Here is a 25,877-nt window from a genome sequence, read left to right as displayed (position 1 = left end):
AAGCGCCGTGGGCGCGGAAGAAGGCTCAGTCGATCAGTTCGGCGGCCCGTTCGGCGATGGCGTAAACGGTCGCGTTGGTGTTGGCCGAGGGGATGGACGGCATCACCGAGGCATCGGCGACCCGCAGTCCGGCTATTCCGTGCACGCGAAGGTTCGCAGGGTCGACGACGGCATCGGCGTCGGTTCCCATGCGGCAGGTGCCGGTGAAGTGGAAGTAGGGGCCGGTGGCCTTGCGGATGAACTCGTCCACAGATTCGCCGCTCGTCCCGGAGCCCGGCACCGCTTCCTGCTTGCGCCACTCGGCGAACGCGTCGGCCTCGCCGATGCGGCGTGCCACTTCCAGGCCCTTGCGCATGACCTCCAGGTCACGTTCGTCGCTCAGATAGCCAGGGTCGACGACGGGAGCACTGGCGGGATGGGCGTCCGCCAGGCGCACGGTGCCGCTGCTGTGCGGAGCCATCGCGGAGAAGGCTATGGAGTAGCCGGCGGCCGGCGGCCGGCCCCAAGCCGACGGGAGCGGTGCGGCGACGATGTAGACCTGAAGGTCCGGCCGGGCCGCGGCGGGATCGCTGAACAGCAGGCCCATCATTTCGGCCGGCGGGTTGGCAGGAACGAACGGTACGGGCTGGTCGGCCTCGTACACCACACCCGCCATCGGATGGTCCTGCAGATGGGATCCCACTCCCGGCAGGTCGGCGACGACGTCGATACCGTGTTCCTCAAGGTGCTGGGCCGGGCCGATCCCTGACAGCATCAGGAGGTGCGCGGAACCGATGGCGCCTGCGGTCAATATGACCTCGGCGCTGTCGATGGACAGGTGCTCCCCACCGATGGTGTACTCGACGCCGGTGCAGCGGCCCGCGGTGGTGCGCAGCCGCTGCACGGTCGCGTCCGTGACGACGTCCAGGTTCGGCCGGTCGAGGAACGGACGGATGTAGGCGTCGGCCGCGCTCTGGCGGGCGCCGCCGGGCAGATTCATGTCACTCCACCCGAACCCGGTCTCCAGCCCGCTGCCGATGTCATCGGCGCGTGCGAACCCAGCCTCCACTGCGGCGTCGACGCCCGCCGTGGCCAGGGGATGGGGTTCCGGGACCGGGGCGACCGCGACCGGCCCGTCCGTGCCCCGCACGGAGGCATCACGACTGCGAGTGCTCTCGCTGCGGCGGAAATAAGGCAGCAGATCGTCGAAACCCCAGCCCGGAGCACCGAGGCCGGGCCATTCGTCGTAACCGGACCGGTGCCCCCGCAGGTGGTAGAGGCCGTTGATGCTCGATGATCCGCCGAGCGCCTTACCGCGCAGCACGTCAGCGGCCCTGCCTGTACCGGCCTGCACGGTCGAGGCGCCCAGCCAGAGGGGTGACGGGTCAAACCCCAGGAACCCCCAAGGAGATGCCATCGCCTCGGTTGCGTCCCGGGCTCCCGCCTCCAGCAACAACACCCGCACGCCCGGGCGTTCCGAAAGCCGGGAGGCAATCACGCACCCCGCCGTCCCCGCTCCCACCACGACATAGTCATAAGGACTCTTGCCCATCATGTCTCCGCTTCCCACGGCAGCACTGTCCGACCACCGGGTTTCAGGAAAAGGCTCCTCGACGATCAAAGAGCTGATTGCTTGCACGAACTAAAGGGGCCGAGAAGTCCGAGCTCGGCGCGCAGAAGGCGTGGAACCGGCTGATCAGCAGCGAGCGGGCTCCAGTGGAGCGGGGCTGTCCGCAGGCAGGCCGCGCGCGCTGCTGGTGCTGACGGACACCGAGGTGGCCCGGCGGCAAACGATCACCTTGATCCGACGGGCCTGGGAGCGCCCGGTCCGGCCATTGCCGATCACCCCGTTGGGGATGTCCATGCCGGCGCCGGTGCCTGCGATGACGGCCTTCCGGCTGGACTTCTCTTGTTTCACGCGTTTCTTGTCCTTGGTGTGTACCCGTCCTGGAACAGCCCGGGTTTCCCTTCTGCCGTCGAATCTTAGGAATACGGACACGGCGCGTACTTGAACCTCCGCGACGTTCGTTCGGAACCTCAGCGCCATACGTGTGGCGAGACAGTCGGCGTCACACAGCACTGGGTCAGGCTGCTCGTACACGCCGACCGACTTCTTGCCCTGCCACCGGTGGCCGCCCTTTCCCACCGACGGCCGCGTGAACCTGGGTCGGCAGCAAGGACGTTAGGCGGCCGCAGTTCCGGCCACGGCGGGCCCGTGGCATCGGGGATGGGCGCCGATCCTCACGTCCGTCCACCGGGAGATCGACCTCTGGCAGCAGGTCGACGAGAACATCGGCCCGGAAGCCACCCTCCGCCTGCTCTCCTGCACGGCTCCCACACCGAGTCGATCGGCGAGTGGTGGGGCTCCGGCTGGTACGAGACGATGGTCCGCCGCGCGGTTGTCCGCGCGGCGGACGACGGAAGCCTCCCAGCAATCATTCCGAGAACTTCCCGGCCCACCCCACGCCAGGAGCGCCCGGGCAAAGATCCGGACCAGCTCCGGACCAGCCCAGACCAGGGGGCGCATCAACTGACGTTTCCGCCGGTCGCCATGGGTGTGCCTCCCGTACCACCAGCAGACGAAGAAACTGCTGACACTGATGGCCTGCTTGGCTCCAAGTCCAACGGCGAAACCCAGGGGCGGCCAATCGCCCAAGCTGGAGGTCAACTCTCGCTGGGCGTTGCGCATCGGCGGCAGGTAGACATGCCGCCAGCGTCCCCACGCCGCCTTGGCCCACTCCGGCGCACGATCCGTACCGAATGTCGAGTTCTACGCTGCGTAGTCAGCACGAAGTCAGCACGGGATAGGTGATCAGGGGTGCTGACATGCGCTTTCAGGTCAGCACCAAACCAGCACGGGAGTCAGCACCGGGCCCGCAAAACACATCGAACAGTGCAACTCAGACAGCCCTCTGTCGCCGTTCACAATGGCCCTCGAACCAGCACCGATGCGCCTCTCATAGTGCCCCCACGCACACCCACCCCCAGAACTATGGCGTCCCACCACATACGCCCCTGACCTGCCCATTCCTACGGTGTGGCGACACGCAAACGTCCCCGTCGCACACCAGGAAGTGGTGCAGATGTCCTCCCCCGCGACCGCTCCCCCACCCCCCGCCAGCCTCCCCCGCATCGTCGCCGCCAGCCTCATCGGGACGACCATCGAGTGGTACGACTTCTTCCTCTACGGGTCGGCCGCCGCGCTCGTCTTCAACAAGCTGTTCTTTCCCGGTTCCGACCCGCTCGTCGGCACACTGCTCTCGTTCCTGACGTACGCCGTCGGGTTCGCCGCCCGGCCGCTCGGGGCTTTGGTCTTCGGGCACTTCGGGGACCGGGTCGGGCGTAAGAAGCTGCTCGTGCTGAGTCTGCTCATGATGGGCGGGGCGACCTTCTCCATCGGGCTGCTGCCGACGCACGCCACGGTCGGCTCCGCCGCGCCCGTGCTGCTCACGGCCCTGCGGCTGGTGCAGGGGTTCGCGCTCGGCGGGGAGTGGGGCGGGGCCGTCCTGCTGGTGTCGGAGCACGGGGACGCGCGGCGGCGCGGGTTCTGGGCCTCCTGGCCGCAGACCGGCGCGCCGGCCGGGCAGTTGCTCGCCACCGGTGTGCTCTCGGCGCTCACCGCGCTGCTGTCCGATGACGCCTTCCTCTCGTGGGGGTGGCGGGTGCCGTTCCTGCTGTCGGGCGTGCTGGTGCTCGTCGGGCTGTGGATACGGCTGTCGGTCGATGAATCACCGCTGTTCAAGGCCGCGTTGGAGCGTGCGGAGGCGCGTCGGGCCGCCGAGCCCGACCGGGTGGCGGAGAAGCTGCCGCTCGTCGCGGTCCTGCGCGACCACTGGCGCGACGTGCTGGTCGCGATGGGTGCCCGTATGGCGGAGAACATCAGCTATTACGTGATCACCGCGTTCATCCTCGTGTACGCGACGACCTCGGCCGGGATGGCCAAGCAGACCGCGCTCAACGCCGTACTGATCGCCTCCGCCGTGCACTTCGCGGTGATCCCCGCCTGGGGCGCGCTCTCCGACCGGGTCGGGCGGCGGCCCGTCTATCTGATCGGCGCGGTGGGTGTGGGCGCATGGATGTTCCCCTTCTTCTCGCTGATCGACACGGGCGACTTCGGCAACCTCGTCCTCGCCGTCACCGTGGGACTGGTCTTCCACGGGGCGATGTACGCACCGCAAGCGGCCTTCTTCACCGAGATGTTCGCGACCCGGATGCGCTACTCGGGAGCCTCGATCGGCGCCCAGTTCGCCTCGGTCGCCGCCGGCGCGCCCGCCCCGCTCATCGCCACCGCCCTCCTGTCCGACTACGACAGCTCCACCCCCATCGCCCTCTATGTCATCGCGGCCGCCCTGCTCACGGTGATCGCCCTCATCTGCGCGCGGGAGACCCGCCACCGCGACCTGTCGGACGTGGACGCCGAGAACAGCCCCCAGGACTCGGTCAGCGTCTGACGGCCGCCGAAATCAGATGGAGCCGCAGCGCCAGCTGGATCTCCAGTGCTCGGGCCGGACACTGCCAGTCCGGCCCGAGCAGCCTGCCTATCCGCTCCAGCCGTTGGGCCACCGTGTTCACATGGACGTGCAGGTCGTCCTTGGTGCGCGCCGGGCTCATCCCGCTCGCGAAGTACGCGTCGAGGGTGCGCACCAGGTCGGTGCCGCGCCTTTCGTCGTACGCCACGACCGCGCCGAGCGTCCGCTCGACGAAGCCCTCGATGTCCCGGGTGTCGGCCAGGAGCAGCCCGAGGAAGCCGAGGTCCGGGGCGGCCGCGCCCTCGCCGGGGCGGCCGAGCAGCCGCAGCGCCTCCAGGCAGCGGCGCGCCTCCGCGTACGCCTCGGCTATCTCGCCGGGCCGGGCCGCCGGGGCGTCGACGGGGGCTGACGCGCCCACCGTGACCCGCTCGTGCAGGGCGCCGCCGAGTTGCTTGGCCAGCTGGCGGGCGACCTCGGCCGGGGTGTCGGCGGGGCCCAGCGGCAACAGCAACACCGTCCCGCCGTCGCGGGTGGCGGCCAGGCCGTGCCGGGTCGCCGCCAGATGCGCGGCGGCCGAGCCCATCCGCTGGCGGTCGGCGGTCTGGCGCTCCGCCGTGCCGTCCTCGGGGCTCTCGATGCGGGCGGCGAGCACCACGTGCGGCGCGTCGAGGTCGGCCCGCAGCCGGGCGGCCCGGTCGCGCAGCAGCCGGGGGTCGCGGCCCGGCGCGTCCAGCAGGTCGTCCAGCAGCTCGCCGCGCACGCGCTGTTCGGCCTCGCCCGCCGAGCGCCGGGCGAGCAGCAGCAGTGAGGTGACCATCGCGGCCCGCTCCAGGGTGCGGCGGTCCACCGGGTCGAGCGCCGGGTGGCCGCGCAGCACCAGCGCGCCCAGCACCTCGCCGCCCGCCGCGACCGTGGCCACCCAGTTCCTTCCGTCGCGGACCGCGTGGCCGTCCGTGCCCGTCAGCTCCAGGGCGGCGAAGGCCGCCGAGTCCGCGTCGGCGAACTCGACCGTTCCGTCCAGGACTTCGGAGACCGCGCTCGCCACGTCGTGCACCCCGCCGCCGCGCAGCACCAGTTCGGTGAGGCGGTCGTGGACCTCGGAGGCGCGCTCCAGGACCGCGCTGTGGTCCCGGATGATCTCGTTGGCCCGCTCCAGCTCGGCCAGCGCCGACCGGGTCTCGGCAAGCAGGTTGGCGGTGTCGATGGCGACGGCGGCGTGCGCGGCGAAGGAGCCGAGCAGGGCGATCTCCTCGCGCGCGAAGACCCTGCTGTGCCGGTCGGCGGCGAACAGCACGCCGATCACGCTGCTGCCGAGCATCAGCGGTACGCCGAGGATCGCCACCAGGCCCTCGTCGCGCACTCCGGTGTCGATGGTCCGGGTGTGCTGGAAGCGCTCGTCGTCGAAGTAGCTCGACGTCACGTATGGCCGCGCGGTCTGGGCGACCAGGCCGCCGAGGCCTTCGCCCATGCCGAGCCGCAGCTGCTGGAAGCGGGCGGCCACCGACCCCTCGGTGACGCGCATGTACGTGTCCCCCGCCACCGGGTCGTTGAGGCTGAGGTAGGCGACCTCGGTGCCCAGCAGGGAACGCGCGCGCTGCACGATCGCCCGCAGCACCGCGTCCAGGTCGCGCAGCCCCGCGAGGTCGTGGGCGGTCTCGAAGAGCGCGGACAGCTCGGCCTCCCTGCGCCGTCTGCCCTCCAGGTCGGCGCGGACCCGCAGGGCGAGCTGCCGGGCGGACTCCAGGACGGCCAGCGCCTCGGGTCCGGCGCCGTCGGCACGGGCGAGCAGCGCGGGCCGGTCGTACGCCTCGGCCGCCGCGCCGCGCGCCAGAAGCTCCAGGTAGGGAGCCTCCGCGTACTCGGTGGACTGCGGGTGATCGTGGGACATGTTCACAGGGATACCTGCCGTACGGGCGGCCGCGCCAGCCCTGTGGACAACTGTTGGCAGGCGCCGGTCAAGGAGTGGGGGGTGTGGTGGTGGTGCGGCGGCGGGCACCGGCCCGGGTGCGCCGGGGCGGGCGCGGGTGCGCGGTCCGTCAGTCGACGGTCGGCCATCGAGCGGCCGTCCAGGTATGGGGCCACGTCAGTGCGCGGTCCAGCCGCCGTCCAGGGCGAGCGAGATGCCGGTGATGAAGGAGGCCTGCGGGGCGCAGAGGTAGGCGACGGCCTCGGCGACCTCGTCCGGCTCGACCAGCCGTTTGAGCGCCGAGTCCTTGAGGAGCACCTCGTTCAGGACGCGCTCCTCGGGGATGCCGTGGGCGGCGGCCTGGTCGGCGATCTGCCGCTCGACGAGCGGGGTGCGGACGTAGCCGGGGCTGACGCAGTTCGAGGTGACGCCGTGCGGGGCGCCTTCCAGGGCGGCCGTCTTGGAGAGCCCTTCGAGGCCGTGCTTGGCCGCGACATAGGCCGACTTGTACGGGGAGGCCCGCAGTCCGTGCACCGAGGAGATGTTGACGATGCGGCCCCAGCCCTGCCCGTACATGTGCGGCAGCGACCCTCTGATCAGCCGGAACGGCGCTTCCAGCATCACCGTGAGCACGGTGTGGAACACCTCGGGCGGGAACTCCTCGATGGGGCGCACGAGTTGCAGCCCCGCGTTGTTCACCAGGACATCGGTCCCGGTGGCGGCCTGCTCGGCGGCTTCGAGGTCGGTCAGGTCCAGGACCAGCGGTTCTACGGAACCGGCGAGGCCCGCGCTCAGTCCGGCCAGGGCGTCAAGGCCTTCGGCGTCCCGGTCGACGGCCCGCACCTTGGCGCCGGCGGCCGCCAGGCGCAGGGCGCAGGCCCGGCCGATGCCGCCTGCGGCCCCGGTGACCAGGGCGGTGCGGCCGCCCAGGTCGAGGTCGACGGACAGGGGGACGGGACCAGGTGTGGTGGGCGTGGTCATGTTCTCGACCCTAGGCAGTGCGGCCGCCCACCACCCATGTGGTCCGGGCCCACACTTCAGTGCTCGGTCATAGGCGCGAACCATGTCGGTTCATCGGTCAGCGCCTGTTTGATCCGGAAGAGCGCGAACTCGTCCAGGGCGGGCAGCGCGTCGACGGAGAACCAGCCGACCTCCAGGGACTCGTCGTCGTTGACGCGCGCCTCGCCGCCGACGGCCCGGCACTTGAGGCAGATGTCCATGAACTGGCAGCGGTCGCCGTTGGGGTAGGTGACCGGCCGCAGGGCGTCCACCAGGACGACCCTCTCCACGACGCACCGCACGGCGGTCTCTTCGTACACCTCCCGCACAGCCGTCTCGGCGGGCTGTTCACCGGGCTCCGGGATTCCGCCGACGATCGACCACTCGCCGGTGTCCACGCGCCGCGCGAGCAGCACCCGGCCCTCGTCGTCGAAGACGACCGCGCTGACGCCCGGCAGGTACAGCAGCTGATGGCCGGCCGAGGCACGGATCTCGCGGATGAAGTCTGGTGTCGCCATGCCCTCGACCCTAACGAGACTCGGCCCTAACGGGACTCGGCGGCGTCGGTCCGCGGTTCACGACGCGCGCGTACGGTACGGCTCACCGCCCAGCCGAGGCCCGCCGCCGCGAGCGCCACCAGGGCCCATTCGGGCGCGGGGCCCAGCCGGGTCGCCGGGGTCTCGGAGGAGCGCAGCGGCACCTTGGCGACGAGCGAGTCGGGCGTGAACATCCTGGTCTTCTGGACGACTTCCCCGTCGGGCATGATCACCGCACTGACCCCGCTGGTCACCGGGACGGTGACGGTCCGGCTGTGCTCGACCGCGCGCACCCGCGACATGGCGAGCTGCTGGTAGGTCATCTCGCTGCGGTCGAAGGTCGCGTTGTTGCTCGGTACGGAGATGATCTGCGCGCCATGGGTGACGGTGTCGCGCACGGCCCAGTCGAACGCCGCCTCGTAACACGTGGCGATGCCCACCTTGGTGCCCGCCATGTCGAACACGCCGGGCTTGGTGCCGCGACTGAAGTCCTGGCGGACCATGGAGACGTACCCCGGACCGAACTGCTTGATGAGTCCGCGCAGCGGGATGTACTCGCCGAAGGGCTGGATCTGCCGCTTGTCGTAGGTGGCACCGGGGCCCGTCTTCGGGTCCCACAGCACCTGCTCGTTGAAGAGCTGTCCGTCGGGGCGCTCGACGACCGCGCCGACCGAGACGGGCGCGCCGATCGCCTTCGCGGCCCGGTCGATGTCGGTGTACGCCTGGGCGTCGGTGTACGGGTCGACGTCCGAGGAGTTCTCCGGCCAGAGCACGAAGTCGGGCTTGGCGGCCTTGCCCGCCTTGACCCGGTCGGCGAGCCGCAGGGTCTCGCGTACGTGGTAGTCGAGGACCGCGCGGCGCTGCTCGTTGAAGTCCAGGCCCAGGCGCGGCACATTGCCCTGGATCACGGCGACCGTGGCGGTGCCGTTCTCGGCGGCGTCGCTGACCAGCGGGGTGGCGGCGAAGGCGGCGACGAGCGGGGCGAGCAGGGTGACCAGGGCGGTTGCCGCGGCCGCCTTGCATACGACGCCGGTGGCGCGCAGGCGCAGTGCCTGGCGCACACACTCGTACAGTCCGAACCCGCAGAGCACGACGGCGAAGCCGAGGGCGGGCGTGCCGCCCAGGGCGGCGAGCGGCAGGAACACGCCGTCCGCCTGGCCGAAGGCGATCTTGCCCCAGGGAAAGCCGCCGAACGGCACGCGCGCGCGTGCCGCCTCGGAGGTGATCCACATCGCCGCGGCCCACACCGGCCACCCGGGCAGCCGCGAGACCACCGCGATCCCGGCGCCCGCGGCGGCGACCCCGATCGCCTCGATGGCCGCGAGGGCCAGCCACGGGCCGGGGCCGACCTCCACGCCGGTCCAGACGAGCAGCGGCAGCAGGAAGCCGAGCCCGAAGAGGTAGCCGAGGCCGAAGCCGGACTTCCAGGTCCGCCCCCGCACACACCAGCCGAAGAGCGCGAAGCCGGGCACCACCAGCCACCACAGGGGCCGGGGCGGGAAGCTCAGGTACAGGAGCACACCGGACAGCGCGGCCGTGGCGGGCCGGACGAGCCGGTGCAGCAGCCGACGGCCGCGCGAGGCGGTGGCGGGCTGCGGTTCGAGCTGTTCTGGCTCGGCTGTGGGGGTGGTGGTCGTGCTCACCCGGCGGAGTCTACGGGCGCGAGCTGTGTCTGCGTCAGGCCAGTTCGTACAGTAACCGTCCATATGCGCACGATCACCGTCGATGTGCGCCCGACGACTACTACCGCGCGCGTACGGGCAGCGGACCGCGCCCCCGGCCGAAACCCCAGCCGGAACGTTTCCGCACGATCTGTACCCAGATCGCGCCCCGCGCCACTACGGTGTGCGCAGTCCGTCAGACGGCCGGGGGGCGGGGATGAGCGCACTGACAGGCCGGTCCGCCGCACCCGAGCGCCGGGCCGGGCCGGATCTCGTCGGCGTCCTGGTACTGGGCGCCTGCGCGGGCTGGTCCCTGGTCGCGGCGGCCGGGCGGGAGGCCCGGCCGGAGGGTGTGCTCCTCGCGGTGCTCGCGGTGGCCGCCGGGTACGCGCTTGGCCGCATCAGCGGCAGCCTGGTGCCCGTGGCGGCGGCGAGCTGCGCCGCGATGGCGGGCCTTCTCCTCGCGTACGCCTCCAAGGACGGCGTTCCCGGCGCCACGGTGGACCCGCTGCCGGGGCACATCGGCGTCTCGGCCGCGCTGCCCGCGCTCGCCGCCGGCGCGGCCTGCTGCGGCGCCTGGGCGGCCCGTACGGCGGCGGCCCGCCTCGCGCTGCGGCTGCTCGCCGTGGGGTGCGCGGGCACGGCTCTGGCGCTCGGCTCGGCGGCGGGCTGCGCGGCCGCGCTCGGCGTACTGCTGTGCTCTCTGGCGGCGGCCCGGATGCGGCACCGGACGGTGGGCCTCGCGGGCCTCGCGGCAGTCGCCGCGCTCGTGGCCGTCGGGTCGGTCGCCGTGGCCGAGCACGTGCTGCCCGACGGGCTCACCGTCTCCCTGGAGGGCCAGCTGACGCCGGAGCGCGTGCTGCTGTGGCGGGACGCGGTGGATCTGACCGAGGACCATCCCCTGCGCGGAACCGGGCCCGACCGTTTCGGCAGCCTCAGCCCGGTGGCGCGGCAGTCCCCGGTCGCCGCCGGCAAGCCGCACTCCGCCCTGCTCCAGCAGGCGTCCGAGCAGGGCGCGGTGGGGGCCACGCTGTTGGGGGCCACCTATGCCTGGCTCCTGTACGCGCTGTGGCGTTCACCCCGGCCCACCCCGGTGGTACTCACGGGAGGCGCGGCGCTCACCGCGCTGGCCGCGTTCGCCTGCGTCGGCAACGCGCTGAGCTTCACCCCGGTGACGATGGGCGCGGGCCTGCTGGCGGGCCTGGCCACCGCGCGGCCGCCCGCGGACGGGCGCCGGGAGGCGGAGCGGAATGTGGACGTCGCCCACGCGCGGGGGTGAGGTGAGACGTACGCGCGCGTAGGCGACGAAAGTGGGCCGTTCGTCGTACGCGCGCGGGGGTGAGGTTCCCGTTCGCGTACGTAGGGTCTCGTTCGCGTACGTACGGATAGAGGGGAGGCGGCGAGCGTCCTCCGGAGGGGTCAGGCCTCGGCGTGCTCGGCGGCGCCCAGCAGGCGCAGGCGGTCGCGGATGACGCGGACCGCCGCCTCGGCGTCGTCCACCGTCACGGTGAAGACACGGCCGTCGCCGAGCCGCAGCACCAAGCCCTCGCCCCGGCGTACGACGACCGCGGTGCCCTTCTCGGGGCGCCAGCGGTAGCCCCAGCCGCCCCACTGGCGCGGGGTGACGCGCGGCGCGAAGTCCGCGCCCACCACGTCGTCGAGCGCGATCCGGCGGCGCGGCAGGCCGATGTGGCCGCAGCGCACTTCGAGGCAGTCGTCGTCGACCTTGACGGCCACATGGACGAAGGCGAGCGTTCCGTAGATCACCAGGAGCCCGGCGGCCACGCAGCCGATCACCGACATGAGCAGCGGGGCGACGCCGGACGTCCAATTGGAGTCCACGGCCAGCTCGACGCCGAGCGCCACGCACGCCGCGCCTGCCGCGGCGAGCAGCCACTGGACTCGATTGGTCGCGCGACCGGTCCAGATCGCCGGCCGGGGGGCGGGCGCCGGGGCACCACGGTCGTGCGCCGGAGGCTCGGGGGGAAGTTCCCTCATGCTCAGCAGAGTACTCAGAATCCACAGAACCGGCAGTGATCCCACGCTCAGTGACCGGGGCCCCGGGTCGGTGAACGTTCAGTGAGCGGGGGTGACTGCCTGTAGCAGCAGGCCTTCCGGGTAGCCCAGCGCGGTGTCCGGAAGGGCGGCGGTCCGGCCGTTGAGCAGCACGGTCACACCCCCGGTGGGGGCCGCGTCGGGGGCGGCTTCCAGGCCGCTCCGGCGCAGCGCCTGGGCGGCGACCGCCGACGCGCTGCCATAGAGGGCGGGCGCGGCCAGACCGGGCTGCCGCACCGCGGCCCGCACCCGCTCGGTGACCAGTTCGTAATGGGTGCAACCCAGGACGACGCCCCTTACATCCTGGGGGGTCCGCTCAGCCGCCGCGGCGATGGCCAGCTCGATGGCGGGCTCGTCGCCGTGCTCGATCGCGTCCGCAAGGCCGGGACAGGGCACCTCGGTGACCTCGACGCCGTCGCCGAACTCACGGATCAGCCCGCGCTGGTAGGGGCTGCCGGTGGTGGCCGGGGTGGCCCAGATGGCGACGGGTCCGCCACTGGCGGCGGCCGGCTTGATCGCCGGTACGGTCCCGATCACGGGGATCCGCGGCTCCAGTTCGGCACGCAGCGCCGCAAGCGCGTGCACAGAGGCGGTGTTGCACGCCACGATCAAGGCGTCCGGACGGAGCTCGGCGGCGGCGCGTGCCACGGCGAGCGCGCGCTCGGTGATCTCCTCGGGCGTATGAGGGCCCCACGGCATGGTGTCCGGGGCGGAGGAGAGGACGAGGTCGGCGTCCGGCCGCAGCCGGCGCACGACGGCGGCCGCCGCCAGCAGGCCGATTCCGGAGTCCATAAGCGCGATCTTCACCCGGTCACCATAGTCGACCGCCCTTGCGCACCGGCTCAGGTGGTGCAGACTGCGGCGGATGAGCGCCCTCGCATGGATCGCCGTGGTGTCACTGGCCTGCTGGCTCTGGCTGCTGCTCGGACAGGGCTTCTTCTGGCGCACCGACCAGCGTCTGCCCGCCCGTTCCGCCCCGGCGGACTGGCCGTACGTCGCCGTCGTCGTACCGGCCAGGGACGAGGCCGAGGTACTGCCGCGCAGCCTGCCCACCCTGCTCGCCCAGGACTATCCGGGCGAGGCGGAGATCTTCCTGGTCGACGACGGGAGTTCGGACGGCACGGGTGAGCTGGCACGGGCGCTGGCCGCGCGGGAGGAGTGCGCGCTGCCGCTGACGGTGGTCCACCCGGGCGAGCCGGAGCCCGGCTGGACCGGGAAGCTGTGGGCCCTGCGCCGGGGAATCGCGCTGGCCCGGGTGGGCGGGCCCGAGTATCTGCTGCTCACCGACGCCGACATCGCCCATGAGCCTGACAGCCTGCGGGAGTTGGTGGCCGCGGCCCGGTCCAACGGGCTCGACCTGGTGTCGCAGATGGCGCGGCTGCGCGTGGCGAGCGGCTGGGAGCGGCTGGTGGTGCCGGCCTTCGTCTACTTCTTCGCGCAGCTGTACCCCTTCCGCTGGATCAACCGGCCAGGGGCGCGCACGGCGGCGGCCGCGGGCGGATGCGTCCTGCTGCGGACGGACGCCGCCGAGCGGGCGCGGATTCCGGAGTCGGTGCGCCAGGCGGTCATCGACGACGTGTCGGTGGCGCGCGCGGTAAGCCGCTCGGGCGGGCGGATCTGGCTGGGGCTCGCGGAGCGCGTCGACAGCGTGCGCCCCTATCCGCGCCTAGCCGACCTGTGGCGCATGATCGCGCGCAGTGCGTACGCCCAGCTGAGGCACAGCCCAGCCCTGCTGCTCGGTACGGTCGGGGGGCTCGCGCTCATCTACCTCGCGCCCCCGGCCGCGCTCTTCGCCGGGATGGCGGGGAGGGACGCCGTCGCGGCCTGGGCGGGCGGGCTCGCGTGGCTGGTGATGGCCGGGACGTACGTACCGATGCTGCGGTACTACCGGCAGCCGCTGCTGCTCGCCCCGCTACTGCCGTTCACCGCGCTGCTGTACCTGCTGATGACGGTGGACTCCGCGGTCCAGCACTACCGGGGGCGTGGGGCCGCGTGGAAGGGGCGCACGTATGCGCGCCCAGAGGCCACACCGGAACAGTGAGCCGGGTCGGGCCGGGCCGCCGCGTCAGCCGCACCTGCACCCGCACCGGCACCGGCACCGGCACCCGGCCTCGTCGCCCTCACCGCGCCCGCCCGAACCGCGCCCACGCGCGCGTCACTTGCGGCCCGGCGTCCAGTTCATGCCCCATCCGTACGCCTGGTCGATGGTGCGCTGCGGGCTGACGCCGCGCGCGGGGACCAGATAGCGGGCTTCGCGCTGGACGACGAGGTCGCCCCCGTTGTTGGTGAGCAGCGCGAGGGCGCAGACCGTGGAGGGCACGGTGCACTCGTCGAGCGAGAAGTCGATCGCCGCCCCGTGCTGCGGCTGGAGGGTGACCGTGGCGTGCAGGTCGGCGAAGCTGCGCGCGCCCTCATAGATCGTCACGAAGATCAGCACGCGGCGGAGCTGGTCCTTGTGGTCGAGGTTGACCGTGAGGTTCTCGCCGGACGCGAGGGCGCCGGTGCGGTCGTCGCCGTCGAGGTGGATGTACGGGGGCCGGCTGAGCGAGCCGAAGGCGTTGCCGAGTGCCTGGACGACGCCCTTGCGGCCGTCCGCGAGCTCATAGAGGGCGCACAGGTCGAGGTCGAGGTCGGCGTGGTTGGCGACGGCCCGGCCGAGCTTGGCGCCCCAGCCGCTGAACTGCTTGCGCATCTGCCAGTTGAGGTTGACCCGTAGTGCCCCCGAGCTGCCGCCCTGCTTGGCCAGCGACACCGTGGGAGCCGCCTTGGTCAGGGTCACTTTGGACAGGCGTACGGGGGCGGGCGCGGGCGGCGCGGCCGGAGGCGGCGGGACCGCGGCCTGAACCGGAGCCGCAGCCGGTACCGGCGCTGGAGCCGGAGCCGCAGCCGGTACCGGCGCTGGAGCCGGAGCCGGTGCCGGAGCCGGTGCCTGGTACGCGGCCGACGGCCCCGCCGGAGCTGCCGCGCCCGGCCGGTCGACCGTGATCCCGAAGTCCGTCGCCAGCCCTTCGAGTCCCGAGTCGTACCCCTGGCCCACGGCGCGGAACTTCCACGCGCCCTGGCGCCGGTAGAGCTCGCCCAGGATGAACGCCGTCTCCACGCTCGCGTCCGCGCTGTCGAACCGGGCGAGCTCCGCGCCGCTCGCCGCGTCGAGGACCCGGACGCACAGGCCGCGGACGCGGCCAAACGTTCCGCCATCGGCGGAGGCGGCGAGGACCACGCGCTCCACGTCGGGCTCCACGCGCGCGAGGTCGACGAAGAGCGTGTCCGTGACGCCCTCGGCCGAGCTCTGCTTGCCCTCGTGCCGCACCGCGCCGGAGGCGTGCGCCGGCTGGTTGTAGAAGACGAAGTCCGCGTCGGAGCGGACCTTCCCGGTAGCCGACGCGATCAAGAGGGCGGAGGCGTCCGCGTCCGGCACCCCGGGACCGGAACGCCAGGCCAATTCGACGCGTACGGCCGGCGCCGGCACCGGAACGTTGGACCCTTTAAGCATGGACATGCTCGCCCCCATCGCGAGTCGGGGTGCCGGAAGACTTTCCGCACCGTCAACCTAAACCCCGGCAGACGTTCCGGCACCCGCCGGTAACCCCTCCCGAGCTCGGCCTTTACAGGATCCGTACGCTCCCGGGCGACCGATTTTCCCATGTTCGCTCGCATTGGGGATGGGCGGTCACTCCGAACCCGTAAAACAACCCTCTTATCGGGCTCCCCAACGACCACATCGTGGGCTTAACTTATGTGCCATGACCTCCCCCCGCTCCACCTATGGCGGCGGTTACTACTCCGCGCCGTCCTTCCCGGACACCCCCATCTACGACTCCCTCGTCGCAGAGCGGGGCACGCCTCAGATCGCCCCGATCCGAGTGCCTTCCCTGTACGACACCGGGAACAGCTATCTTCCGGCCCTTCCGGCCGCGCTCCCGGCGCTGCCCTCCGGCCCCTCTCAGCAGCCCGCCTACGCGTCCTCGTACGGCTACCAGCAGGCGCCGCAGCCGATGCCGCTCCAGCAGGCGCCCGCGCCCTACATCCCGCAGCAGACCGGCGTCCCGCGCGGCTACCCGGGCCCGCAGGCCCAGCAGCAGCGCCCGATGGGCCCGACCGGCTACGAGGCGATGCGCCCCGCGGCCCCCCGCCCCGCGCCCGCCCCGACGCCGTACGACGGCTACAACCAGCCGTACCAGAACACGGGGTACTGAGGGGAACCGAGCGGAGCGGTCCGCCGCTCCCCCGCGTTCGACCGGATGTCCGAGGCGGCTGGCAGGATTGACTCATGGAGAGTCCGATTCAGCCCGCCGTGCGCCAGATCAACGTCTACCCCGTCAAGTCGGTCGGGGGGTACCGACTCGACGAGGTGCCGGTCGAGCCCTGGGGGCCGGCCGGCGACCGCCGCTGGATGGTCGTCGACGCGGCCGGAAAGGCCGTGACCCAACGCGAGCAGGCGCGGCTCGCGTTGGCCGCCGCCCGTGCGCTGCCGGACGGCTCCGTCCGGCTGTCCGCGCCCGGCCGGGAGGATCTGACCGTCGCCGTGCCCGAGCCGATCGGCGCGAGCGCGGTGACGCTCTTCGGCAAGAAGGTCGAGGCGATAGCGGCCGACGAGGCCGCGCACGCGTGGTTCAGCGACCACCTCGGGGTGGAGGTCCGGCTGGTCCACCTCGACGATCCCGCGACCCGGCGCCCGATCGACCCGGACTTCGCGCTGCCGGGCGAGACGGTGAGCTTCGCCGACGGCTTCCCGCTGCTGGTCGCCACCACGGCCTCCCTGGACGCGCTGAACTCGCTGATCGCGCAGGGCGATCGGCCGCACGAGGGCCCGTTGCCGATGAACCGGTTCCGCCCCAATGTCGTCGTCGACGGCACCGAGGCGTGGGCCGAGGACCACTGGTCGCGGATCGCGATCGGCGAGGTCGTCTTCCGGGTCGCCAAGCCCTGCGGGCGCTGTGTCATCACCACCACGGACCAGGCGAGCGCCGAGCGCGGCCGCGAGCCGCTGCGCACCCTGGCCCGCCACCGCCGCTTCGGCACGCAGCTGGTGTTCGGACAGAACGTCGTCCCGGAGCGCCCCGGCGTCATCCGCACCGGTGATCCCGTGCGCGTTCTCGCGTAAGCCGCCCGTCCGCGGGAACTCGTGGGGACAGCGGACGCGTTGTGCGGGAGGGGGCTCGGGTGACGTTGCTCTCTCTTGGGCCCGCTCGCGCGTAGGGCGCACCGCACGGGGCCAGGACGCAAGCGGAAGGGGGTGCGATTCAGTGCGATCCGCAGTGGGGGTGTGGCGTTGGCGGCACAACCCCTTACGCCGCCGTACGGATCTCGTGGAGGCATGGGTGGCGCTGGCCGCCCTGGTCCTGATGGTGCTGGCCGCGCCGGTGCTGGGCGGTGTGTGCGGTGCGGTCACGGACCGCGCGCTGCATCGCACGGTGACCAGGGAGCAGCGCGAGCGCCACGCGACGACGGCCGTGGTGGTCCAGCAGGCGCATGAGCGCAGTGCGCTCGCCGATGCCGAAGGAGTGGGCGGCCGCGAGGGCCGGATCCGGGTCGTGGCCAACTGGACGGCGTACGACGGCACTCTTCACACGGGAACGGTCGCCGCCCCCAGGCGAGCGGCTCCCGCGGGCTCCACCTTCCGGATATGGACGGACGACCGGGGCAGGCGCACGAGCCGCCCCCTGGACTCCACCACCGCGCACGCCCACGCGGTGTTCGCCGGTCTCGGCACGGCCGTGGCGACGGCCGGCCTCGTCGAGGGCATACGAAGGCTGGTCGTATGGCGCCTGGTGCGACGGCGGTATGCCCGTCTCGACCACGCCTGGGCCGGATACGGTCCGGACTGGGGCCGTGCGGGAGCAGGCAGCTGACCGGTCAACTCACCGGCCCCGCGCGCGCTACGGTGGACCATCAGTCGCACGTACAGCGTTCGCACGCACGAGGTGGGGGCACAGCAGCGCCATGGCTCAGGGCACGGTCCAGGTAACCCACACCGGCACTTCGAGGTGGCGGCGCCGCACCGGTGAATACGCCTCGCTCGCCGCTGCCCTGGAGGCCGCCACGGACGGCGACGTCCTCACCGTCGCGCCCGGCACCTACCGCGAGAACCTGGTCCTGCGGCGGGCCGTGACCCTGCGCGGCCCGGAGGGGTCGGCGGGGTCCGTGCGGATCGCCCCGGTCGACGGCGTGCCGCTGACCGTGCGCGCCTCCGCCACCGTCCAGGACCTCCAGCTGGAGGGGCAGGACGCGGCGGCGCCCGCCCTGCTGATCGAGGACGGCGCGCCCGAGCTGTGCGATCTGCGGGTGGTGACCCGTTCGGCGGTCGGCATCGAGGTGCGGGGCGCGGCCCGGCCCACGGTCCGCCGCTGCACGGTGGACAACCCGGGCGGCGTCGGCATCGGCGTACTGGACGGCGCGGGCGGGCTGTTCGAGGAGTGCGAGGTGGTCGCGGCCGGCCAGTCGGGCGTCTCGGTCCGCGCGGGCGCCCACCCCCGTCTGGAGCGCTGCCGGGTGCACCACGCCTCGGGCGCGGGGCTCTCGGTGACCGGCGAGGGCACCGGCCTCGAGGCACTGGGCTGCGAGGTGTACGAGATCAGGGGCGCCGGCGTGCAGATCGCCGCGCGCGCCACCGCCCACCTCACCGACTGCACGGTGCACCGCACCTCGGCGGACGGGGTCACGCTCGACACGGACGCGGTGCTCACGCTCGCCGACTGCGACATCCACGACATCCCCGAGAACGCGGTGGACCTGCGCTCCCGGTCGGTCCTGACCCTCACCCGCTCGGCGGTGCGCAGCTTCGGCCGCAACGGTCTGTCGGTGTGGGACCCGGGCACCCGGGTGGACGCCAACCAGTGCGAGATCCACGACAGTACGGGCGACTACCCGGCGGTGTGGGTCAGCGACGGCGCCACGGCGGTCCTGGAGGCCTGCCGCGTCCACGACGTTCCGGACGCGTTGTTCGTCCTGGACCGGGGCTCGCGCGCCGACGTCATCGACAGCGACATCTCGCAGGTGCGCAACACCGCCGTGTCGGTGAGCGACGGCGCCACCGCGCAGCTCGACGACTGCCGGATCAGGGAGGTCTCCACCGGCGCCTGGTTCCGCGACCACGGAAGCGGCGGCACACTCGCCAACTGCACCATCGACGCGGCACAGACCGGCGTGATCGTCACCAAGGGCGCCGACCCCCGCATCGAGCGCTGTACGGTCACGGCGCCCGCCGAGGCCGGGTTCTACGTCTCGGCCGAGGGCCGGGGCACCTTCCACGGCTGCCGGGTGACCGGCAGCGGAGGCTATGGCTTCCATGTGGTGGACGGCTGCCGCACGACGCTGATCCGCTGCCGTACGGAGCGCTGCGCGCGCGGTGGGTACGAGTTCGGCGAGGACGGGCCGGTGGCCGAGGACTGCACCAGCGACGAGAGCGGTGTGCGCCCCGGATCGCCGGAGCCGGCCGCCGTCCAGACCGCCACCCAGACCATGGGCCTGCTCTCCACGGTCCCGGGACAGCGTCCCACCGAAGTCGCGGCGACGTCCGTCGAGGAGCCCGCCCGCTCCTCGCAGGACGTCCTGGGCGAACTGGACGCGCTGGTGGGCCTGGAGAGCGTCAAGCGCGAGGTGCGGGCGCTCACCGACATGATCGAGGTGGGCCGCAAGCGGCAGCGGGCCGGCCTCAAGGCCGCCTCGGTCCGCCGCCATCTGGTCTTCACCGGCTCCCCCGGCACCGGCAAGACCACGGTCGCCCGGCTCTACGGGGAGATCCTGGCGTCGCTCGGGGTCCTGGAGCGCGGGCACCTCGTCGAGGTGTCCCGGGTGGACCTGGTGGGCGAGCACATCGGGTCGACGGCGATCCGCACCCAGGAGGCGTTCGACCGGGCGCGCGGCGGAGTGCTGTTCATCGACGAGGCGTACGCGCTGTCGCCCGAGGACTCCGGCCGGGACTTCGGACGGGAGGCGATCGACACCCTGGTGAAGCTGATGGAGGACCACCGCGAGGCGGTGGTGGTGATCGTCGCGGGGTACACGGCGGAGATGGAACGCTTTCTCAGGGTCAACCCCGGGGTGGCGTCCCGTTTCTCACGGACCATCACCTTCAGCGACTACGACCCGGACGAGCTGCTGCGGATCGTGGAGCAGCAGGCGGAGGAGCACGAGTACCGGCTGGGGAGCGGGACGGCCGAGGCGCTCCTGAAGTACTTCACGGCGCTGCCCAAAGGCCCGGCGTTCGGCAACGGCCGCACCGCGCGCCAGACGTTCGAGTCGATGGTGGAGCGGCACGCGGGCCGGGTCGCCCAGTTCGCCGACGCGAGCCCGGACGATCTGAGCCTTCTCTACGCGGACGACCTGCCCGAACTCCCCTGAGGGGCAAGCTGGCTGACGAGACGTCAGCGCTGGTGCGGAAGTGCCGGTGACAGTTCGTCCAGAAGTGCGGTGCGCTCCTCGGCGAAGACCGGGTCGGCCTGATAGTCCGAATGGGCCAGGATCGGTGCGGGCAGCGGCTGCCGCTTCGTACGTCCGAAGGCGAGCGGGTCGAGGAGCGGGCCCCGGTCCACGTTCGTGCCCGGCAGCACCGGACCGCCGATCGGGTCGGTGGCCCGCCACAGGTTGCGCCAGCAGTGCAGTCCCTGGTGGAGGGCGGTCAGCTGCGGGCGTCCGAAGTACGCGGGGAACCAGCGCCCGTACAGCCGCTCCAGGGGCGAGCCGTAGGTGAGCAGCGCGACGCTGCGGCGGGTGCGGGCGGGCAGCTGCCACACGGCGGCGGCCGCGAGGACGCTGCCCTGGGAGTGGCCGGAGATGACCAGGCGGCCGCCGACGGTCCGCCCGATCCAGGTGTTCATGCGCCAGGCGAGGTCCGGCACGGCCCGCTCGGCGTAGCAGGGCGGGGCGAACGGATGGGCCGCGCGCGGCCAGAAGGTGCCCACGTCCCACAGGATGCCGATGGTGCGCCGGGCCGAGGCGTCCTTGTAGGCGCGCCGCCCCCAGGTGACGAAGAGCAGGAAGCCGAGGCCGGTGAACCAGGAGCCGAGCGCCTGGACGGTGTCGGCGGTGGAGGCGACCACTCCGGGCGCGTCGGCCGCCGCCCGCCCGGGGACCTTCCCGGTGGCCCAGGAGCCCGCGAGCGCGCCCGCCCCGAGCAGCAGGGTGGCGGCGCCGACGATGCCGAGGAAGGCGGGCGCGCGGTCGGTGAGCCCGGCCATCGCGCGGGCGGTGGCGATCCGCCGGGAGCGGACGGGGTCCGGGCGCTCGCCCGGGTAGTCCGCGAGCAGCCCCGGCTCCCCGGCGCGCGCGGTGCGCCAGATGCGGAAGGCGAAGTAGGCGACGGCCGGGACGAGGAGCGCGAGCAGGGCCGGGATCACCGAGGCCTGCCAGGTGAGCAGGGGCGGCGGGCCCTGGAAGACGTCGCGGGCCGTGCCCGGCGTGCCGGAGCCGTCCAGCCAGTCGGCCACGCGCTGGGCGACCCCGCCGGTCATCACTCCGCCGAGCGCGCACGCCAGGAGCGCGACGGCGGGGCCACCGAGGCCGGTCAGCGCGGTGCGGGAGTCGTGTGCGCGGCGCCGCAGCAGGAGCGCGACCCCGGCGAGCAGGACGACCAGGAGGCCCTGGGCGAGGGCGATGATCCCGAAGGTGCGGTCGCCCGGGAGCGTGGAGCGCGAGGCCCAGCCGGGCCGGTCCCATGACGCGTACACCAACGACAGGGCGAGCAGCCCGAGGGCGGCGGCTGGCAGGAACGTGATGACGGCCCGGTCCAGGTGCTCGTCGAGGCGCGACTCGGTGCGGCCCCGGCCGCACACCACGCCCACCACGACGACCGCCCCCACGAGGAGAGTGGCCGTCAGGAGTTGGCCCAGGACGTCGAGCGGGGTGCTCGCGCCGGCCCGGTCGTGGCCGGCGGCGGCGCTGGTGACGGCCGCGGCGACGGTGAGGAACCCGGCGGCGGTGTGCGCGGCGCGCAGCCGGGCGACCAGGCGCCGCCCGTACCAGAAGCCGGGGCGGCTCAGGGCGGGTGCGTCCGGCTCGTCGTCGTCCCCGGCGGCGCCGAGCGGCTGCTGGGACTCGTACGCGCTCCAGGTGCGGTTGGACAGGTACCAGAGCAGTCCGGTCAGGGCGGCGGGGACCAGCGCGGCCAGCGCGAGGCGGCGGCCGGGCGGGCTCCACCAGCCGTGCCGCTCGGGCGACAGGAAGCCGAGCCAGGACTTCCTGTCGGCACAGCTCGCCGAGCCCGCGCACTGCCAGGCGGCCAGATCGAGCGCGACCTCGCAGGCGGCGGCGATGAGCAGCACGGTCAGACTGAGCGCGACGAGCCGGACCAGCATCCCGTAGAGCCGCACGGGGCGCGCGGCGTCGCGGGCGGGCGGGCGCATCCAGTGCGCGAGGTTGACCACCATGAACGGCAGGAGCAGCAGCCACAGGGCGCGGGCGCCGTTGCCGGAGGTGAGGTTGGCCCAGCAGTACGCCTCGGGCACGGGCCGGTCGCGGTAACGCTCCGGGTGGTCCTCGGCGTCGGCGTCCTCGGTGCGGCGGAAGACGGCGGCGGTCTCGTCCCCGGTGACCCGCACCGTACGCGGGTCGTCGAGCATGGACTGCGGGGTGGCACCACCGACGCCGTGGACGAGCAGTTCGAGCGCGGGCCCGCCGTCGTCGGCGGCCGGTGTGGCACGGGACACTTCTGTGACTCGCTCTCATGATGGGAGGATCGGCGGCGTGACACGGCGGGGCGGTCGTGCGGATCGCGGATCGTGCGGGTCGGGCGTCGGGTCGTGCGCGGCCGGGGACCCGGGCGCGCGGGTCCCCGTGTCCGGGTTCTTCAGGATCTCGGATCGGGGGGCGGAGTGCGGTGTCCTCACGGAAACTCCCCGTGACAGGATTCGGGTGTACGGCGATGACATGCACGGCGACGCGGAAGGACCGACCCGGCAGTGAGCGACAATCAGAATCTGCTCGCGGAGCAGCGTCGCGCCCTGATCCTCGACGAGGTCAGACGGCGTGGCGGTGTCCGGGTCAATGAGCTCACCCGGAAGCTCAACGTCTCGGACATGACGGTGCGCCGGGACCTGGACGCGCTGGCCCGCCAGGGCGTCATCGAGAAGGTGCACGGCGGGGCGGTGCCGGTGGTCGAGGCCTCCACGCACGAGCCCGGCTTCGAGGCCAAGTCCGGCCTGGAGCTGAGCGCCAAGGAGGACATCGCGCGCGCGGCGGCCGCGATGGCCGTGCCGGGCAGCGCCATCGCGCTCTCGGGCGGTACGACGACGTACGCCCTGGCGCACCGGCTCCTCGACGTGCCGGATCTGACGGTGGTGACCAACTCGGTGCGGGTCGCGGACGTCTTCCACGCGGCGCAGCGGGCCGCGGGCGCCGGCGGGACCCGGCCGGGGGCGGCGACCGTGGTGCTCACCGGCGGCGTGCGCACGCCGTCGGACTCGCTCGTGGGGCCGGTCGCGGACCAGGCGATCCGCTCGCTCCACTTCGACGTGCTCTTCCTCGGGGTGCACGGCATCTCGGTGGAGGCGGGTCTGTCCACGCCGAACCTGGCGGAGGCGGAGACCAACCGCCGGTTCGTGCAGTCCGCTCGGCGGGTCGTGGTGGTCGCGGACCACACCAAGTGGGGGACGGTGGGGCTGAGTTCGTTCGCCTCGCTGGACGAGGTGCACACGCTGGTGACGGACTCGGGGCTGTCCGACGCGGCGCGCGAGGAGATGGCCGAGCATCTGCCGGGGCTGCTGGTGGCGGGCGAGGGCGACTCCGCCGAGGCGGACGTGGCACCCGCCGAAGACATCTGACGGACCGCCAGTTAGGGTGTGCGGGCTCGCTGTTGCCCTCTTGTGCGCACTGTTGGCTGTTCGCGCTCATCACTGCCCGCTCGTGCTCATTGTTGGCTGTTCGCGCTCACCGCTGCCCGCTCGTGCCCGTTCACACCGACCGCTGGAGGTGCGGCCCGATGGCTCGCCGACTCCGTCCCGTGGAGCTCGACTTCGTCGAGACCGCTCCACTGCGCCTGGTCTTCGCCGCCGACGCGGCCGCTCCGGCGGACGCCCTCTACCGCGCACTGGCCGTCGAGACCGAGGCCTGGTCCGAGTGGTTCGCGGCGGTGACGCACGCGCGGGCCACCGACGGCGGCCGGGAGATACGGCTGAAGGGCGGCACCCGGTTCGAGGAGACGGTGATGGCCGCCGAGCCCTCCGCGCGCTACGCCTACCGGGTCGACGTCACCAACGCCCCCGGCCCGCACGCCCTGGTGGAGGAGTGGCGGCTCACCCCGACCGCCCAGGGCACCCGGGTGCAGTGGACCTTCGCGGCCGCGGGCGGCGCGCCCTTCCGGTTCGCGCTGCGGATGGGCCGGGCGGGCCTGGGGAGGGCGTTCCGCGACGCGGTGACGACGCTGGACCGCCGGCTGGCCGCGCCCGGCACCGGGCCGACGGCAGCGGCCTCCTGATCCGGGCGACCTGGACCAACTGCCCGCACCCGCACCCCCTATCACCCGCGCCCGCGCTCTTGCGCCCGGCTGGCCGCTTCCAGCCGCACGCCCCGCGGCCGACCGTCCTACTCCGGCCACACTCCGTTGGCCAGGAACGCGTCGATCGCCGCCGTGTACGGCGCGATGTCCAGCCCCTGTTCGGCCAGCCAGGCGTCGGAGTAGTACTTGTCGAGGTAGCGGTCGCCCGGATCGCAGAGCAGGGTGACGACGCTGCCGGTGCGCCCGGCGGCCACCATCTCGGAGATGATCTTCAGGGCGGACCAGAGGCCGGTGCCGGTGGAGCCGCCCGCCTTGCGGCCGATGGCCGCTTCCAGGGCGCGCACGGCCGCGATGCTCGCCGCGTCCGGGACCTTCATCATCCGGTCGATGGCGCCGGGCAGGAAGCTCGGCTCCATCCGGGGCCGGCCGATGCCCTCGATGCGCGAGCCGCAGTCGCTGGTGGCGTGGGCGTCGCCGCGGGTCCAGCCGTCGAAGAAACAGGAGTTCTCCGGGTCCGGGACGCAGATGCGCGTGTCGAACTGCATGTAGTGCACATAGCGGGCGATGGTCGCCGAGGTGCCGCCGGTCCCGGCGGTGGCGACGATCCACGCGGGCTCCGGGTAGCGCTCCAGCCTCAGCTGCTGGTAAATCGATTCGGCGATGTTGTTGTTGCCGCGCCAGTCGGTGGCCCGCTCCGCGTACGTGAACTGGTCCATGTAGTGCCCGCCGGTCTCGGCGGCGAGCGCGGCGGACTCCTCGTACATCTTCATCGAGTCGTCGACGAAGTGGCACTGACCGCCGTGGAATTCGATCAGGCGGCACTTCTCGGCGCTGGTGGTGCGCGGCATGACGGCGATGAACGGCACGCCGATGAGCTTGGCGAAGTACGCCTCGGAGACGGCGGTCGAGCCGCTGGACGCCTCGATGACGGGCTTGCCGGGACGGATCCAGCCGTTGCACAGCCCGTACAGGAAGAGCGAGCGGGCGAGCCGGTGCTTGAGGCTGCCGGTGGGGTGGGTGGACTCGTCCTTGAGGTAGAGGTCGATCCCCCACCGCTCGGGCAGCGGGAAGCGCAGCAGATGCGTGTCGGCGGAGCGGTTGGCGTCGGCCTGGACCTTGCGCACGGCGTCCTTGAGCCACGCCCGGTAGGCCGCGTCGCTGCGGTCCACGTCGATGGTCTCCATGCCACTCCTCCATGTCTGGCCCGCCCCGGGGGCGAAGGCGCACGGGGCTGGAAATGTCGTGAAGCGTGTCGCCGAAGTCGGCTGGAAAACCACGGCTCCGTCACTTGACAATACCGCCCTCACCTGCACAAACATTCCCTTTGAGGATCCATAGGAGTGGCTTGTGGGACGCCTGCGCGGCAGCGTACGGCGGCGGGTGACGGCCGATCCTCCTCGCGCCCTGGTGCGCAGGGCCATCGTTGTGCAGACTGCCCAGCAGGAACGGTACGAAGGGGGCACAGCGGCCATGAGCGAGCCCGAGTTCAGCGCCAGGGGCGTGCGGATCGAACGCTGGACGCGTTCGCTGACCAGGGCGGGACAAGTCCTGATCAAGGACGGCCGGCTCGCCCTGCTCACCAGCAACGGGCGGGAGATCGACAGCGCGCCGCTGCGCGCGGTCAGCGCGGGCAAGCCGCTGCTGCCCTGGGCCGCCAAGGCCGACCGGACCGTGGCGAAGATCAACGGCCATCGCTACCGGCTGACCATGGGCCAGCAGGGCGGCAGGCCGCGCGGCGCGGAGCTCGCCCAGCGCTTCCTGCAGGCGGTGCGCCCCACGGGTGAGCCGCGCGGCTGAGGGGCTGGTGGGGCGCGAGTTGCGGAGCGCCGACCCCTGCGC

Annotated in this window: 21 protein-coding genes; 10 read left to right on the top strand and 11 right to left on the bottom strand. The window is 72.7% G+C overall.

The features are described from left to right. Positions 1–25: 25 nt before the first annotated feature. Together AB0G17_RS16555 and AB0G17_RS16550 are read right to left on the bottom strand one after the other, a co-directional pair. The gene (locus tag AB0G17_RS16555) at positions 26–1,600 is read right to left on the bottom strand and encodes a GMC family oxidoreductase N-terminal domain-containing protein (protein ID WP_361382138.1); all 1,575 of its coding nucleotides are present in this window, start codon (positions 1,598–1,600) and stop codon (positions 26–28) included. A 75-nt stretch (positions 1,601–1,675) separates the two neighbouring features. After that, on the bottom strand, positions 1,676–2,080 hold the full coding sequence (locus AB0G17_RS16550; protein WP_133898745.1) for a hypothetical protein: 405 nt from the start codon (positions 2,078–2,080) through the stop codon (positions 1,676–1,678). A 982-nt stretch (positions 2,081–3,062) separates the two neighbouring features. On the opposite strand from AB0G17_RS16550, the gene AB0G17_RS16545 reads away from it, so the two are divergent. Beyond that, positions 3,063–4,430 carry an MFS transporter gene (locus tag AB0G17_RS16545; protein WP_361382135.1) on the top strand — a complete coding sequence of 456 codons (1,368 nt, stop codon included), beginning with the start codon at positions 3,063–3,065 and terminating at the stop codon, positions 4,428–4,430. On the opposite strand, the gene AB0G17_RS16540 is transcribed toward AB0G17_RS16545, so the two are convergent. The 4 genes from AB0G17_RS16540 to lnt all read right to left on the bottom strand — a co-directional run bounded on the left by AB0G17_RS16540 (position 4,420) and on the right by lnt (position 9,532). Beyond that, complete coding sequence (locus tag AB0G17_RS16540; RefSeq protein ID WP_361382132.1) at positions 4,420–6,336, bottom strand: GAF domain-containing protein; 1,917 nt, start codon at positions 6,334–6,336, stop codon at positions 4,420–4,422. The genes AB0G17_RS16545 and AB0G17_RS16540 overlap by 11 nt on opposite strands. 195 nt (positions 6,337–6,531) lie before the next feature. Beyond that, positions 6,532–7,335: a 3-hydroxybutyrate dehydrogenase gene (locus AB0G17_RS16535; protein WP_361382129.1), complete on the bottom strand. Its 804-nt coding sequence runs from the start codon at positions 7,333–7,335 to the stop codon at positions 6,532–6,534. Positions 7,336–7,391: 56 nt separating this feature from the next. Next, on the bottom strand, positions 7,392–7,871 hold the full coding sequence (locus tag AB0G17_RS16530) for an NUDIX domain-containing protein (protein WP_361382126.1): 480 nt from the start codon (positions 7,869–7,871) through the stop codon (positions 7,392–7,394). Positions 7,872–7,897: 26 nt separating this feature from the next. Beyond that, complete coding sequence (lnt, locus tag AB0G17_RS16525) at positions 7,898–9,532, bottom strand: apolipoprotein N-acyltransferase (protein WP_361382123.1); 1,635 nt, start codon at positions 9,530–9,532, stop codon at positions 7,898–7,900. Positions 9,533–9,767: 235 nt separating this feature from the next. On the opposite strand from lnt, the gene AB0G17_RS16520 reads away from it, so the two are divergent. Next, on the top strand, positions 9,768–10,829 hold the full coding sequence (locus tag AB0G17_RS16520; RefSeq protein WP_361382120.1) for an O-antigen ligase family protein: 1,062 nt from the start codon (positions 9,768–9,770) through the stop codon (positions 10,827–10,829). A gap of 140 nt (positions 10,830–10,969) precedes the next feature. Here the strand turns inward: AB0G17_RS16520 and AB0G17_RS16515 are convergent, their stop codons facing one another. After that, a complete protein-coding gene (locus tag AB0G17_RS16515) occupies positions 10,970–11,548 on the bottom strand; it encodes a hypothetical protein (protein WP_361382117.1) in 579 nt (192 codons plus the stop codon). Between the two features lie 78 nt (positions 11,549–11,626). After that, positions 11,627–12,412, bottom strand: a complete 786-nt coding sequence (locus AB0G17_RS16510) for an aspartate/glutamate racemase family protein (protein ID WP_361382114.1) — start codon at positions 12,410–12,412, stop codon at positions 11,627–11,629. 58 nt (positions 12,413–12,470) lie between these two features. Between AB0G17_RS16510 and AB0G17_RS16505 the strand changes: the two genes are divergently transcribed. Continuing rightward, positions 12,471–13,646: a glycosyltransferase gene (locus tag AB0G17_RS16505; RefSeq protein WP_361382111.1), complete on the top strand. Its 1,176-nt coding sequence runs from the start codon at positions 12,471–12,473 to the stop codon at positions 13,644–13,646. 114 nt (positions 13,647–13,760) lie between these two features. On the opposite strand, the gene AB0G17_RS16500 is transcribed toward AB0G17_RS16505, so the two are convergent. Further along, on the bottom strand, positions 13,761–15,104 hold the full coding sequence (locus tag AB0G17_RS16500; RefSeq protein WP_361382108.1) for a TerD family protein: 1,344 nt from the start codon (positions 15,102–15,104) through the stop codon (positions 13,761–13,763). A gap of 244 nt (positions 15,105–15,348) precedes the next feature. Here AB0G17_RS16500 and AB0G17_RS16495 point away from each other — a divergent pair, with 244 nt between their 5' ends. From AB0G17_RS16495 to AB0G17_RS16480, 4 genes are all read left to right on the top strand, one after another. Beyond that, positions 15,349–15,801 (top strand): DUF6643 family protein, encoded by a 453-nt coding sequence (locus AB0G17_RS16495; RefSeq protein ID WP_361382105.1) that lies wholly within the window; start codon positions 15,349–15,351, stop codon positions 15,799–15,801. A 74-nt stretch (positions 15,802–15,875) separates the two neighbouring features. Continuing rightward, positions 15,876–16,709 carry an MOSC N-terminal beta barrel domain-containing protein gene (locus tag AB0G17_RS16490; RefSeq protein WP_361382102.1) on the top strand — a complete coding sequence of 278 codons (834 nt, stop codon included), beginning with the start codon at positions 15,876–15,878 and terminating at the stop codon, positions 16,707–16,709. 142 nt (positions 16,710–16,851) lie between these two features. After that, positions 16,852–17,457, top strand: a complete 606-nt coding sequence (locus tag AB0G17_RS16485) for a hypothetical protein (RefSeq protein ID WP_361382099.1) — start codon at positions 16,852–16,854, stop codon at positions 17,455–17,457. Between the two features lie 91 nt (positions 17,458–17,548). Then, a complete protein-coding gene (locus tag AB0G17_RS16480) occupies positions 17,549–19,948 on the top strand; it encodes a right-handed parallel beta-helix repeat-containing protein (protein WP_361382096.1) in 2,400 nt (799 codons plus the stop codon). A gap of 23 nt (positions 19,949–19,971) precedes the next feature. Here AB0G17_RS16480 and AB0G17_RS16475 read toward each other — a convergent pair whose 3' ends face one another. Further along, on the bottom strand, positions 19,972–22,251 hold the full coding sequence (locus tag AB0G17_RS16475; protein WP_361382093.1) for a hypothetical protein: 2,280 nt from the start codon (positions 22,249–22,251) through the stop codon (positions 19,972–19,974). A gap of 252 nt (positions 22,252–22,503) precedes the next feature. Between AB0G17_RS16475 and AB0G17_RS16470 the strand changes: the two genes are divergently transcribed. Together AB0G17_RS16470 and AB0G17_RS16465 are read left to right on the top strand one after the other, a co-directional pair. Beyond that, positions 22,504–23,364 carry a DeoR/GlpR family DNA-binding transcription regulator gene (locus AB0G17_RS16470; RefSeq protein WP_361382090.1) on the top strand — a complete coding sequence of 287 codons (861 nt, stop codon included), beginning with the start codon at positions 22,504–22,506 and terminating at the stop codon, positions 23,362–23,364. A gap of 158 nt (positions 23,365–23,522) precedes the next feature. Continuing rightward, positions 23,523–24,017, top strand: a complete 495-nt coding sequence (locus AB0G17_RS16465; protein ID WP_361382087.1) for an SRPBCC family protein — start codon at positions 23,523–23,525, stop codon at positions 24,015–24,017. Between the two features lie 107 nt (positions 24,018–24,124). Here AB0G17_RS16465 and AB0G17_RS16460 read toward each other — a convergent pair whose 3' ends face one another. Then, positions 24,125–25,222 (bottom strand): PLP-dependent cysteine synthase family protein, encoded by a 1,098-nt coding sequence (locus tag AB0G17_RS16460; protein ID WP_361382084.1) that lies wholly within the window; start codon positions 25,220–25,222, stop codon positions 24,125–24,127. A 286-nt stretch (positions 25,223–25,508) separates the two neighbouring features. On the opposite strand from AB0G17_RS16460, the gene AB0G17_RS16455 reads away from it, so the two are divergent. Then, a complete protein-coding gene (locus AB0G17_RS16455) occupies positions 25,509–25,835 on the top strand; it encodes a hypothetical protein (RefSeq protein WP_361382081.1) in 327 nt (108 codons plus the stop codon). Positions 25,836–25,877: the final 42 nt, after the last annotated feature.

Origin of the sequence: Streptomyces sp. NPDC023838 (assembly GCF_040639555.1) — a bacterium.
Classification (GTDB): domain Bacteria; phylum Actinomycetota; class Actinomycetes; order Streptomycetales; family Streptomycetaceae; genus Streptomyces.
Note: the sequence above shows the minus strand (reverse complement) of the source record. Positions and strands in the feature narration are given on the sequence as shown.